Source organism: Vibrio sp. QJM3NY_39 (assembly GCF_057785895.1).
Genome location: NZ_CM173506.1, coordinates 1326994 through 1340930, shown reverse-complemented (window position 1 = coordinate 1340930; position 13937 = coordinate 1326994). Strand labels below are relative to the sequence as shown.

The 13937-nt window shown below is 43.7% G+C and carries 11 protein-coding genes; 7 read left to right on the top strand and 4 right to left on the bottom strand.

Annotated elements, in window-relative coordinates; translation table 11 throughout:
• Positions 1-11 precede the first annotated feature (11 nt).
• From AC3CHU_RS21850 to AC3CHU_RS21835, 4 genes are all read left to right on the top strand, one after another.
• Positions 12-629, top strand: a complete 618-nt coding sequence (locus AC3CHU_RS21850) for a hypothetical protein (RefSeq protein WP_488525668.1) — start codon at positions 12-14, stop codon at positions 627-629.
• A 223-nt stretch (positions 630-852) separates the two neighbouring features.
• Positions 853-1167 carry a hypothetical protein gene (locus AC3CHU_RS21845; RefSeq protein ID WP_488525667.1) on the top strand — a complete coding sequence of 105 codons (315 nt, stop codon included), beginning with the start codon at positions 853-855 and terminating at the stop codon, positions 1165-1167.
• Between the two features lie 107 nt (positions 1168-1274).
• Positions 1275-2123, top strand: a complete 849-nt coding sequence (locus AC3CHU_RS21840) for a sulfurtransferase (RefSeq protein WP_474357239.1) — start codon at positions 1275-1277, stop codon at positions 2121-2123.
• Between the two features lie 394 nt (positions 2124-2517).
• Positions 2518-4809 (top strand): putative bifunctional diguanylate cyclase/phosphodiesterase, encoded by a 2292-nt coding sequence (locus AC3CHU_RS21835; RefSeq protein WP_488525666.1) that lies wholly within the window; start codon positions 2518-2520, stop codon positions 4807-4809.
• 125 nt (positions 4810-4934) lie between these two features.
• Here the strand turns inward: AC3CHU_RS21835 and AC3CHU_RS21830 are convergent, their stop codons facing one another.
• From AC3CHU_RS21830 to AC3CHU_RS21820, 3 genes are read right to left on the bottom strand one after another with little or no spacing between them, the layout of a single operon-like run.
• Positions 4935-6089, bottom strand: a complete 1155-nt coding sequence (locus AC3CHU_RS21830; protein WP_488525665.1) for a patatin-like phospholipase family protein — start codon at positions 6087-6089, stop codon at positions 4935-4937.
• A gap of 25 nt (positions 6090-6114) precedes the next feature.
• Positions 6115-7161, bottom strand: coding sequence for a DUF2955 domain-containing protein (locus tag AC3CHU_RS21825; RefSeq protein ID WP_488525664.1), 1047 nt, complete (start codon positions 7159-7161; stop codon positions 6115-6117).
• A gap of 9 nt (positions 7162-7170) precedes the next feature.
• Positions 7171-8235 (bottom strand): HlyD family secretion protein, encoded by a 1065-nt coding sequence (locus AC3CHU_RS21820; RefSeq protein ID WP_237288768.1) that lies wholly within the window; start codon positions 8233-8235, stop codon positions 7171-7173.
• A 98-nt stretch (positions 8236-8333) separates the two neighbouring features.
• Here AC3CHU_RS21820 and AC3CHU_RS21815 point away from each other — a divergent pair, with 98 nt between their 5' ends.
• Positions 8334-9212 (top strand): LysR family transcriptional regulator, encoded by an 879-nt coding sequence (locus AC3CHU_RS21815; protein WP_488525663.1) that lies wholly within the window; start codon positions 8334-8336, stop codon positions 9210-9212.
• Positions 9213-9383: 171 nt separating this feature from the next.
• Here AC3CHU_RS21815 and AC3CHU_RS21810 read toward each other — a convergent pair whose 3' ends face one another.
• Positions 9384-10388 carry a sugar-binding transcriptional regulator gene (locus AC3CHU_RS21810; protein ID WP_171313504.1) on the bottom strand — a complete coding sequence of 335 codons (1005 nt, stop codon included), beginning with the start codon at positions 10386-10388 and terminating at the stop codon, positions 9384-9386.
• 457 nt (positions 10389-10845) lie between these two features.
• On the opposite strand from AC3CHU_RS21810, the gene tal reads away from it, so the two are divergent.
• Both tal and tkt read left to right on the top strand, forming a co-directional pair.
• Complete coding sequence (tal, locus tag AC3CHU_RS21805) at positions 10846-11796, top strand: transaldolase (protein WP_029224345.1); 951 nt, start codon at positions 10846-10848, stop codon at positions 11794-11796.
• Between the two features lie 90 nt (positions 11797-11886).
• Complete coding sequence (tkt, locus tag AC3CHU_RS21800; protein WP_488525662.1) at positions 11887-13878, top strand: transketolase; 1992 nt, start codon at positions 11887-11889, stop codon at positions 13876-13878.
• The last annotated feature ends 59 nt before the right edge of the window (positions 13879-13937 follow it).

Below are 13937 nucleotides of genomic sequence, written 5' to 3'. Positions count from 1 at the left end.
GGAGAGACGTTATGACTATTCACACTAAACAATATCGAGACAATCATTGCGTTGATTCAAGTCGCAATCTCTCTGAGGAAAAACGTATGTCTGTACAAAGCACTTGGAACATGAAGAAGTCACTAGCCGTTATTTTAGCTGCAGCTCCATTAGTACTAGCCGGTTGTGGGGGCGGCGGCGGTGGAGGCGGAAGTGCATCTACTCCATCGCCATCTACACCCTCGACACCTGCAACCCCTTCGACTCCGGTAACAGCAACGCCTTCGCCGTCTCCCGCGACAAGTGCGGTAGCTGCGCAAAGCTATACGATGAGTGATTTGGTGGTACCTGACGGGTTTGACTACAGCTCTGTTGAACAATTTGATCTCGACATCGACATCAGCAGCATTTCGACAGACCGTTCTTTTGTGACCGTTTATAGCCGATTTAGTGCAAGAGATGACTCAACCTTGAAGCCGGATTACTCCAGTAAAGTCATTGCAGGTCCACTAGACAATGGTGTGTTCGCCTCCAACTTTGCAGCACCGGTAAACCATGAAGCACTCTTGATAGAGATTTGGTTCTACGATGGTCAGCCTCCATTACAACAAGTGATTTCTAGCGGCGATTCTCAGATTGTCTGGCAGTAAGTCATTAACAGCAGGTAAGTCGTTTAACAGCAGCTAACTTGTCGTTAGCGGGTCTATGACGAAACAGATTCAAAATTGATTATTTGTAGGTAGAAAGTGAGCAGAAATGCTCACTTTTTTGTTTTCGCCGAAGAGCGGTTAATTCAGCTTTCTTAGCTAGTAGCATTCACTTTACCGCCAATCTCACTTATATTTTCAATATAACCTTCAAAGACTTACTCCCATGAAACAGTTAAAAATAGGTCTCTTTATATTGATGTGCGGTGTGGGGGTGCTATTGGCCCTTACCTATTTACCGCTAACATCTGAGACGGGACAACGCATTCAAGCCAAAGTAATTTCGAACACGCTCACTCAGTCCTTAGATGGACACAGGCGTTATCTTACGGTTCAGACAAAAGATAATGACGTATTTCGCGTCTCTATTACTCCAACCACAGACTGCCCTATTGATTCTGTGGTCGCGCTTGATACATTAAACAATCAAATAACCGGACAAAGCAGTTATCAGTTCATCCACTGCCGGACTGCGCCTTAGTCGTCGATATAACGAGACGAATCGATATAACGGCACTAATCGATGTATCAACACGAATCTGTATAACTTCAGCAATAGCTATAACAACAAGAATGGATATAACAATAATGAATCAGCCACTCATCTCACCAGAACAACTTCAACAACGTTTGCTAGAAAAAGACAACATCATCCTCCTCGACGCCAGTATCGAATTTCAGATTCCAAGTGAGTCAGAAAAGATCAAAGGACAAATGATTCCTGGCGCGATTCGTTTTGATTACGACAAAGACTTTTGTAATAAGCACACTCTGCTTCCTCACATGTTCCCGACAGAAAAACACTTCAACATACGTGCACAAGAAATTGGCATCAATCAAGACAGTACGATTGTGGTTTACGATAACGCCGGAACCTTCGCTTCGCCCCGTGCGTGGTGGATGTTTATGGCAATGGGACACAACAACGTATACATCTTAGATGGTGGTTTACCAGCGTGGATCGAAGCCGGTTACGCGACAGAGACTGACTATCGAACCGAAGTGAAAACGGGCAACTTTGAAGGCAATATTCAAGACAACTATTTTGTAAATGCTCATCAGATTGAAAGTTACTCAACTGACAAGAGCGCAAACATCGTAGATGCGCGTTCTCAAGCTCGCTTCGATTCAGAAGTTCCTGAACCACGTGAAGGTTTACGCAGTGGCCACATTCCAAACTCAGTTTGCTTACCGTTCGCTCAGGTATTAAATGATGGCAAATTAAGAACTCAACAAGAGTTAATTGAGATATTTTCCACTATAGAGATCGCCCCTTCTCAACCTATGTTCTTTAGCTGTGGCTCTGGAGTAACAGCCTGCATCATATTATTGGCCGCTAAACTCGCTGGCTATACAGGTGAAATGGGCGTTTACGATGGCTCATGGACTGAGTGGGGCGCTAACGAGAAGCTACCTATCGCCGTAACTGAAAAGTAATTCAACTTCACTCAGTGCTACTGTTAATCTTACTGACATAGCGTGCATCGTGTGCATAAGAAGCTTATTCACCGTGAGAATAAAACCTCATGGAGTAAGCTTTTTACTATGTAGCTAACGGCTACCTCCGCTTGAAGCCAGAGCTCGATTAGCGTTACTGCTATAAACGACGACTGTTTGCTAACTATAAACTGTGATTAACCATGGGTTATTCGTCATCAAAATTCTGAATACTAATATTTCGCTCAAGAATCTCTGCTCGTAGTCGTTACACTATTTAATCATTAATACTTTCATTATTGATATTTGTATCCTTCGTTGCATGAATCACGCTGACAATCCACTAGTTTGTCACTTGCTCTCTGTTTAAGTAGTAATTAACAAAAGGCATCTCATGGCTCTATTTAAGAAAAATATCTGGTCGCTGTATGTTCTGATCGTACTGCTTACCCTGATACTTTTCGCTGTGTTGGGCATAAGTAAGTGGCAAGCAAACAGAGACGATTTCACGGAGCAACAGCACATTCAGGTAGAACTTTTTTCTAGCTCTGTTAGCTCGCTGATGACCAGCCAAGAAGCACTACTTGAAGTTGTTGGGCACCAGTTAGCCCAACAATCTGACTTTACTCGCACGGCTTCTATCCAGATTCGACCAATATTAGATAAGCTACTTGATACTCACCCCGCGATAGCCGCATTTGGGTTACTTAACCCTGAAGGTGATTACCTTGCAATTAGCTCGAACCTACAGCTATCCGATCAGCATAATTTGCTTAACGACTCATACACCAGAGATTCATTTCTCGAGGCCATGTCTAGCGAAAAAATGGTGTTGGGACGTACCTATTTCCAGGACTCACTTAACAGCCTAGTAATTCCGCTAAGAAAGTCGATTTCAATCGATGGCAAGCACGTCGATGCAGTCATGACTGCGGGTTTGCGTTTAGACAGTACGATCGTATTTGAAAGCAACGCACACGCAGGTAGCTACAACACGTTAACCCTGCTTAGAACAGACAACTATCGTCAGTTCTTTTCTAGCGACATCGAATCTCTTGACGCCTATTTGAAACCTGTTGCTAACGACCTGATGAAACGCATTACCAAAAATTTTTTAGAACAAGTAAATGTCAGTGTCAAAGAAGCAAAAACCGGTAAAGACACGTACTCTTTCAGTATCAGTGACGACACATACCACTCGCTCGTTAGCGCTAAATACATTCCAGACTACAAGCTTTGGGTGGTCGGCCGTACAGACCTATCGCACGTCGATGTCATATTCGTAAAAGAGTTTGGCATTCTTTTTGTTGCCTTTATTTTTCTTCAATTTGGTTTCTACTTTTTAGTAAAATCGATTGCCAAAAACGAACAACGCACTCGAAGCCAACTCATCTACCAAGCGAATCATGACCCGTTAACCTCTCTACCCAACCGTTTATACATGCGTAGAAACATTGGTAAATGGATTGAAGATGAGTCAGAGTCGTTCTCACTATTGTTTATCGATATCGATAACTTCAAGTGCGTCAACGATACCCACGGACACGACTTCGGTGACAAGGTGCTCAAGCAAATCGCTTTACGTTTGATGAGATTCCGCTCTCGAGTCAGCCTTTTAGTGCGCGAATCCAGTGATGAGTTTTTATTTTTAACGCCTTTATCGAATGAAGTTGAAATTAAACGACTCGCCAAGCGGATTATTGAAGTGCTGTCTCAACCTTATGAAGTCGAAAGCGCGCAGTTCTTGTTAGGTTGCAGCATTGGCGTAGCACGTTTTCCTGAACACGGAAAAGATTTAGATAGCCTGTTACGCTCTGCCGACATTTCAATGTACAAAGCGAAGCAGCAGCAAAACTCGTACAGTATTTTTACAACAGAAATGCAAGACGCTCACCTCTACAAAATGAAAGTAGAACAGAGGCTACGTATCGCGATCGAAAAACAAACTCTGTTCATGGTTTTCCAACCACTGGTCCGTGCTGATGAAAGTATTCACGGTGTAGAAGCACTCGTTCGCTGGATTGATGACGAGCTGGGTTTCGTTCCACCAGATGTCTTTATACCTGTGGCTGAAAACACTGGCTTAATGCAAAAGCTCGGCTCTTTTATTATTGAGTCAAGCATTATGCAGATCGCCCATTTGCACCGAACGACGGAACAAAAAATCGGGCTTTCGATCAACATATCTGTTCGACAGTTTTCTCACCGATCTTTCTCTGAGCATTTATTTACAACGCTGGAGAAGTATCAGCTCTCTGCAAGTTGTCTAACATTAGAGATCACTGAAAGCCTGTTCATTGAAGACGTAGACATAGTAAAACCTATTTTCGAGGCCTTACACGAAAAGAATATTAAAATATCTTTAGATGACTTCGGTACAGGCTATTCATCACTAAGCATGTTGAAAGCACTCCCTATCGATGAACTTAAAATCGATAAGAGCTTTATTGAGAACATTGCAGTTGATCAACAGTCTCTTACCATGGTTCAAAACATCATCGCGATAGGTAAGAATTTCGGCATGGTGGTATTGGCTGAAGGCGTAGAATCGAACGAGCACTTCGCGATTCTAAAGGCATGTGGATGTGACTTAATGCAAGGCTATTACTTCTCTCGTCCTATTCCTTACGGTGAGTTGTACGAATTTTTATCTCCAGCCTCAGTCAAGGAAGTCGAACTGGCATAAACCGCAAGTTAACCAATAGCACCACTATTTCTACCCCTGGCTATTGCGACCTCAGAGTCTAATGAACCAAGAAAGTGAATTTACTGCCATGCCCCCTCAAAAGCATGGAGGTATTCAAATATAACTCAACCTGGATCCGGTAAGTTTCTACGCCACAAGTCACTATCTAGCGTTTTTTGATACCCATAGTCATACAATTTCTGCACATACTCTAAACTGAATGAACTTAGATCATCCTTCGAAAAATCATCATCGATATAGGCAAGATTAAAACCAATTTGGTTACGCTCACTGTAGTTATAAATATGCTCTATATCACCGATACTTTGACGACGAATCAATATTGATAACGCACGATAAGAAACTGATGTTAAGCCATTCTCTATCTCTTCAAACTCAGGTTTAAGAAAACCATTACGTATAACGTAAATGTTCTTTTCTATATTTTTGGGAACAAAGGTTTTTTGGAAACCCTGTGGAATAAGAAAGACTTGCCTTGAAACACCTCCATCCACATGCAATTCGTCGACCGTTCCCCCTCGATATGGCAATGTAATTCGAGTGGCAGGGAATAGCCCAGGAACGGCACTGCTCGCAATAATGATATCTTGTATCAGCTGTTGGGCTTGAGGCGTTCCGATCTGGGCAATTTTTCCAACGTCCCAAATCGCCATTTTTTCATTGTCTAAGCTTGTTGTCGCGATAAGTAATATCCGCCCTTTGCTTCTCTCAACAGCAAGTTGATTGACCATTATAGCGTCGACAGCATCACGGACTTTGAATTCAAAACCACTAACATCCACCATTGAATTTCGAAAAGGTAACTGAAAAATTGAGTTACGTTTAAACATTTCATCGGCTGTCGTTCGCGTATAGTAACCCTTCAGTTTTTGATCGTATTCACTGCCTAAAAATGCAAATATCGACACAATCGCACCCGTTGATACACCTGTAACAACATCAAATTCGGGTCGAGTTCCACTTTCACTCCATGCGTTCAAAACGCCCGCGGAGAAAGCCCCATTAAACCCACCCCCTGACAGCGCAAGATGGTTTGCCTGCCCGGACTTGTTACTGTGTTCAACAAGAGATTCTATAGCGTGACTAAAGTCGTAATTATCAGTCGAGATGACGGACTCATCCCAAAACCTCAAACCCGGCGTGTCTAAGGGGTTTAACTGCTCGGAATTTAATAAGACGTTACGTTCAGGTGTATAGGCGCAACCCGATACCAACAACACGAATATTACGATAATGAACAACGCAGGTTTTGGTGTCATCAATGCTGTGTCTCTTTCAGGCGGCTTATACAGCACGATTTACCACCTTATACTCGAGTATTTTCTGCATCAATAAGATAAATAGAGCGCTGATCACTACAGCGATAAAAATAGAGCTAAATCGATATAAAATCGAGAAAAAGGCATCTTGTTCACCGGGAACAAGCACGGTTGTCAACGGCACCGTTAATGAAGCCATCGCAGAAGATGCTAATGCCGACTTGAGCTTGCCTTGTGTGTGCCAATAACAAAATGGTCCCATCGCAACCGTGAATAAAAGCCAGTATAAAAATGCATTTGCGTACCATTGCCCTAATGTTAACTGCACCACTAAGCCTGCAGCACATCCTGCGGCAGTGCCAATCACTCTCACTTTGGCCATATCGACCGCGCCAGCACAAGTTAAAGGAGCTAAAATCACCAATATTGATGCGTAAGCCGCTGATGAGTCATACAGATCGACAACTTGGAAAACAATAAAAGATAGCATCACGACAACCCAAATCACCATAATTTGCGTGACGTCATACTGAGTAGGGAGTTCTACCTCACCTTTCAGATTATCAGCGGGTTGATCTTGCTGTTGTTGATGTACCTCTTGCCGTTGCTGATATTGCTCCTCACAAATCGGATCAGGAAAGAGCCAATACGCTATTGAACAGATAACAATATTCAATAAGCAATAAACCCCAATGGTAATAGAGATCTGCTCGACATCGATAAAGTCATAGCTACTTAGATGCAGTAATATAGAGACAACAATTAAGCCCATATAACCGACGACAAAGGTCTGCTTTTTTGTCATGGCGATACATTTAAACAAGAACATCACGGCCACAGCAGTCAGTAAAATAAGGGGATAGTTACCTAAGACTCCCCACAACACATTGGCCTGAATGATTGACCAAATAGCACTGACGAAAATGATCAGTAACAATGGCAAGTTAAAGCTATCGCTGATACTAAGGACAAAAAGAGGCAGCAAAATTGCCAAGAAACCCAGCTCCCAACCCATGGCCATACTAACAGCCAGACCAAAAGAACAACCAAACCATATTCGAAGTGTCTTCATCGCAACCGCCTAATAGATGAAATGAAACCAACTAATCAAACGGATACGCGTTTTTGCTACGAATCGCCAAAAACGGTTGTCGTTTGAATATAAAGCAAGCGTTGCGCGCGAACCTACGAATAACGGGCTTGGCAGTGCATCATCGCTTTGTAGGTTAATTCGAGTGCGCTGTGCATCTCGTACCCAACGGTTGTTCCCTTCAATCTGAGTCAAAGTACCATTTGGGTTTTGGTGTCCAGAAGCGACACCTAAGTCTCGACTCGCTACGCTGTAGTCAAAGATCTTCCCGGGATGAGCATCAAACGTAACCAGCGCTCGATAACGTTCTTGTACGTGAGCGACTGACTTTTCTCTGAAGTCTGCAGCGACCCACATAGAACCGTCAGAGATTAAGGTAATCAGCGGCATATTCGCGTTCGCCATTGCGCCAACTTCTAAACGCAAGTTAGTCACTACCCCCGCACTTTGTGAACGTACCGTCGTATTAGTCAAATCAAGCTTTGCTTGTCTTACACGGTTTTCAGCTAACAAGACATCTGTTGTTGGTATACCCGGCTCTCCTAAGCGCGCAACTAGAGTACCAAGATGATGTTGCTCAATTTCAAGAACTGAACTTGCCACTTGATACTGCTTGAACACATTATCCAAATTCGATTTTGATACGGCTTGGCTCTTAGCAAGCTCAGCAACTCGTTGGTAATCTGCACGCGCGTTTTCGTAGCCTGCTTCAGCTCTGGAGATACTGGCCATCGCCATCTTCTTTTGAGCGTATAGAGATCTTTCCTGCTCTTGAGCTGCTTTCAATGCGAGTTCAGCTTGCTCTAGTGCTATAACATATTTACCAGGGTCAAGAACAAACAAGATATCGTCCTTTTCTACCGCTTCGTTGTTTTTGACGAGGACTTCTGTGACCCTGCTAGTCACTTCAGGCGCGACTTGCACAACTTGACCATAAACACGTCCCTCTGTCGTAAAAGGAGCTCGACGATCAGCGACAATTAAATACACAAACGAGACAATAAACACGCTACCCAAAATTTTCATGACGCGTTGAAATACTTGCTTTTGCTGCATGATTTATCCTAAGCCTAAAGATTTTGTGCAATTATAGTCATAACAAGGTCATTCTGGTATGCTCATAAAAAGCCCCCATTTGAGCTAAAAATAGGACAATGAAAGCAAATTTTGACGATATCCGACTTTTTTCACAAGTCGTACTTCATGGCGGAATAAGTGCTGCAGCTAAAGCAAACGATATGCAGCGTTCCAGGGTTAGTCGTCGCCTAAAAGCTTTAGAATTTTCGTTGGGTTCAGAGTTGCTTATTCGCACGACACGCAATAGTGAATTGACAGAATCTGGGAGACATTTTTACGAATTGGTGGCTAAGCAGGTTTATCATATCGAACAAGGAGTAGAAGCTTTACAGGAGAGCCAAAGAGATTTTAATGGTCTTTTACGTCTTGCGATTCCTTCGGCTTTGATGAGCTCAAGCATCTTTAATTCAACTATTGATGACTACTCAGCACAATTTCCCAACGTACAAATAGAAATTGAAAATCACCAAGGCAGTGTAGATTTAAAACGATATGGTTTTGATCTACAAATACTACCTAATGTTGTTGAAGTCATTGATGATAGTTATATTCAGTTTAACTTACTGCAGTACGGATCTCGGCTCGTAGCAACCAAAAAATACCTAGAATCTCACCCATTCTGTGATACGTTAAATGACCTAAAACTCCATCGCATTTTATCCAATAGATACAGTGCAGACTTTCTTGATAAGTCCATTAAAATACACTTAAAATCTGATGACCTAAACCTCTTACTCAAGTTAGCCTTACAACACCGCGGTATTGCTTTTCTACCTGATATATACCTGACACGTTCGGTTGACGATTCGAGCCTAGTACATGTATTACCCGATGTTGTTTTCCCAAAATTGAGCTTAACTATGCTCTACCCGTCTGCCAATTCTTTATCAAAAAAGACACGTTCCTTTATCGACTTATTCAAGCTCAATTTAGAACAGAGTATTTCAATAGGCTAGAGGTCACCCTGACTATAATAAATTCAATATTATCAGTATTTTACATCTAAATCCTAAACAGAAATGCAAAACGGGAACCTAGATAGATTCCCGTTTTAACAACGAATGAAGTTCATTTTCGTAAGAACAACAAGGGATAGGACAATAAAGTGTATCTCCTTTGTCTGCCCTTTAGTTTTTATCAGTCAGTTCAACATGCTTCATCTGCTCATCCAAGTTAAGTACCGTTAATGCATTACTTACACTGGTCGCAATCACGTCAACCACGCCTGTTCTTAGAGCACCTAATAAAGCTAATGGCTTGCTGTTCTCGGCAGCGATGGCGATTACATCAGCGATAGGGCGGAACTCTTCCAAGGCCAAACCAATGACTCGGTCACTCATGACAGTATTTGCTGCTTTACCATGTACATCGAAAAAGTCATAACCCGCAAAATCACCTACGACACCTTGAAGTAACCTTGATTGCACAACCTCTCCTGCTGTAAACCAACCTAGGTCGACCATATAACTATTTTCACTCATGTCACCAATACCCACTAGAGCGACATCGGCTTTACGAGCGAGATCGAGCGTTTGCTTTACAGTGCTGTTTTCCATAAATGCAGTTTTTTGCGCTTTATTCTCTGCATAAGCAGGCGCGTACAAGGTTTCTGAAGAACCACCGTACTTTTTCGCTAACTGTCTGCATATATGGTCGGCGTTAAACATGCCGCCTCTTGGGTGAATGCCACCGATACCACACACAAACTTGCAATCACGCGGAGTGATCACGCCAGTATGGTGCGCCACTGACGATACATTGCGGCCTTGACCTACTGTTACCACCATGCCATTTTTCAATGTACTAGTCAGATAGTTAGAAACTAAACCTGCTACTTGAAGCCGTTGTTTTTCTTCATTTGGTTGGTCTAGTGCAACCAGTGCCCGCTTCACACCAAAGCGCTCGATCAAACGTTGTTCGATCTTCGCACTGAATACAGGATGGTATTTCACTGTAATCTCGACAATCCCTTCATCGCGAGCTTGCTTGAGCATTCGACCAACCTTTGCGCGAGAGATAGAGAACTTTTTAGAGATCTCTTCCTGGGTGGCACCATCTTGATAGTAAGCAACCGCTACTTCAGTGAGGAGATCAGTGTTTTCTTCGGAAACATCTTGGATATTCTTACTCATATACCACTCAACCAATATTTAACAATTATTTTACCTGCTGTACTTCCTAATATAGGAGAGCTCAGTAAGTGATACACAAGCTTACACCCTGAACATATGTAACAACAAGGAACATTTGCTCAGCGTCATAACCATAGTTTCGTTGTTGATTAATTCACCTCACTTTGTTCGTTAAACGTTTGCTTGCATACCCCATGATTACTAGAGCGAAATATATTTGACTGAAGTCACCATACGGCACTATTTACCGTTGACTTTGGGGCTAGATCGGATAAATATGGCTACATCATTTACTCATCGAGCGAACAAATGTTCTGTGCAAATGTTCGTTCGGAGAAAAATTTAAATTAATGTAAGTTAGGCTCACTGGTACAACCATGAGGAACTTCATTAGTTCGCTTGCAAATGCCCACACCTCCCATTAAAGGGGTGTTCTGCGATACATAGGATGATCAAAATGAGCAATAAATTAGAGCAACTTCGTAAACTAACAACTGTTGTAGCTGACACTGGCGATATCGAAGCTATCAGCAAGTACACTCCGGAAGATGCAACAACTAACCCATCTCTAATTCTTAAAGCCGCTCAAATTGCTGAGTACGCACCTCTAATCGATGCTTCTATCGAATACGCTAAAGCGCAAAGCGCTGATAAAGCACAACAAGTTCAAGACACTTGTGACATGCTTAACGTGAACATCGGTAAAGAAATCCTTAACGTTGTACCTGGCCGTATCTCTACTGAAGTAGATGCTCGTCTTTCTTACGACATGGAAGGCAGCGTTGCTAAAGCTCGTCAACTTATCAAAATGTACAACGACGCTGGCATCACTAACGACCGCATCCTTATCAAACTGGCTTCTACTTGGGAAGGCATCCGTGCTGCTGAAATCCTAGAGAAAGAAGGCATCAACTGTAACCTAACGCTTCTATTCTCTTTCGCTCAAGCTCGTGCTTGTGCTGAAGCTGGCGTATTCCTTATCTCTCCTTTCGTTGGTCGCATCATGGACTGGTACAAAGCGAAAGAAGGTCGCGATTTCGAAGCTTCAGAAGATCCAGGCGTAATCTCTGTTTCAGACATCTACAACTACTACAAAGAGCACGGTTACAAGACTGTTGTTATGGGCGCAAGCTTCCGTAACATCGGTGAGATCCTTGAACTTGCTGGCTGTGACCGTCTAACTATCGCTCCTCAACTTTTAGCTGACCTAGAAGCAGCTGAAGGCGAAGTAGTAGAGAAGCTAATCGACTCTAACGGTACTAAAGAGCGTCCTGCTGCAATGACTCACGCTGAGTTCCTATGGGATCACAACCAAGACCCAATGGCTGTAGAGAAGCTAGCTGAAGGCATCCGTAACTTCGCCGTTGACCAAGGCAAACTAGAAGACATGATCGCAGCTAAGCTGTAATCACTACTGAATAAATAAGAGGAACGAATTTCGTTCCTCTTTTACATCTATCCACGAATTTTTAATTTCGAATCAATTTTGGAAGCAATTATGAACCGCAAACATCTAGCTAACGCGATCCGTGCTCTAAGCATGGACGGCGTACAACAAGCAAACTCTGGTCACCCTGGCGCACCTATGGGCATGGCTGACATCGCTGAAGTACTTTGGCGCTCTCACCTAAACCACAACCCGTCAAACCCAGAGTGGGCTGACCGTGACCGTTTTATCCTGTCTAACGGCCACGGCTCTATGCTGATTTACTCTCTGCTTCACCTAGCAGGTTACGAGCTTTCAATTGAAGACCTTAAGAACTTCCGTCAACTGCACTCTAAGACTCCAGGTCATCCAGAGTACGGCTACGCACCAGGTATCGAAACAACGACTGGTCCTCTAGGTCAAGGCATCACTAACGCTGTTGGTATGGCGATGGCTGAGAAAGCGCTAGCAGCACAGTTCAACAAAGAAGGCCACGACATCGTAGACCACTACACTTATGCATTCATGGGTGATGGCTGTCTGATGGAAGGTATTTCTCACGAAGCATGTTCTCTAGCAGGTACGCTAGGTCTTGGTAAGCTGGTTGCTTTCTGGGATGACAACGGCATCTCTATCGATGGCGAAGTTGAAGGTTGGTTCTCTGACGATACGCCTAAGCGTTTTGAAGCTTACGGCTGGCACGTAATCCCAGCAGTTGATGGTCACGATGCTGACGCTATCAACGCAGCTATCGAAGCAGCTAAAGCGGATTCTCGTCCTACTCTAATCTGTACTAAAACTGTAATCGGCTTTGGTTCTCCAAACAAAGCAGGTACGCACGACTGTCACGGTGCACCATTAGGCGCTGATGAAATCGCAGCAACTCGTAAGCAACTAGGTTGGGAGCACGGTCCTTTTGAAATTCCGTCGGAAGTTTACTCAGAGTGGGATGCGAAAGAAGCAGGCGCAGCTAAGGAAGCAGCGTGGAACGAGAAACTTGCAGCTTATGAAGCAGCATACCCTGAGCTGGCAGCTGAATTCAAACGCCGCGTAAACGGTGATCTTCCTGCTGAATGGGAAGAGAAAGCATCGGCAATCATCGCTGATCTTCAAGCTAACCCAGCAAACATCGCATCACGTAAAGCATCTCAAAATGCACTAGAAGCGTTCGGTGCTATGCTACCTGAATTCATGGGCGGCTCTGCTGACCTTGCGCCTTCTAACCTGACTATGTGGTCTGGTTCTAAGTCTCTTGAAGCAAATGACTTCTCTGGTAACTACATCCACTACGGTGTACGTGAATTCGGTATGACGGCTATCATGAACGGTATCGCTCTGCACGGTGGTTTCGTACCATACGGCGCAACGTTCCTAATGTTCATGGAATACGCTCGTAACGCAATGCGTATGGCTGCTCTGATGAAGACTCAGAACATCCAAGTTTACACGCACGATTCTATCGGCCTAGGCGAAGATGGTCCTACTCACCAACCAGTTGAGCAGATCGCATCTCTACGTCTAACTCCAAACATGAGCACATGGCGTCCATGTGACCAAGTTGAGTCTGCTGTTGCTTGGAAACTGGCAATCGAGCGTAAAGATGGTCCTTCTGCACTTATCTTCTCTCGTCAAAACCTTGCACAACAAGATCGTGACGCTAAGCAAGTAGCTAACATCGCTAAGGGTGGTTACATCCTGAAAGATTGTGCTGGTAAGCCAGAGCTAATCATCATTGCTACAGGTTCTGAAGTTGAGCTAGCGGTTAGCGCTGCTGCTGAACTAACAGCTGAAGGTAAAGCGGTACGCGTAGTATCTATGCCTGCAACTGACGCATTCGATAAGCAAGACGCTGAATACCGTGAGTCTGTACTTCCATCTGACGTTACGGCACGTATCGCTGTAGAAGCTGGCATCGCTGACTTCTGGTACAAATACGTTGGTTTCGGTGGCAAGATCATCGGCATGACAACGTTCGGCGAATCTGCACCAGCAGGCGAGCTATTCAAGATGTTCGGTTTCACTACTGAAAACGTAGTAAACACAGCAAAAGAGATTCTTGCTTAGTCTGCTAATCCGTTAGCTGATTTCTAAGCACATAATAGAAAGCCCTACTCTTTTGAGTA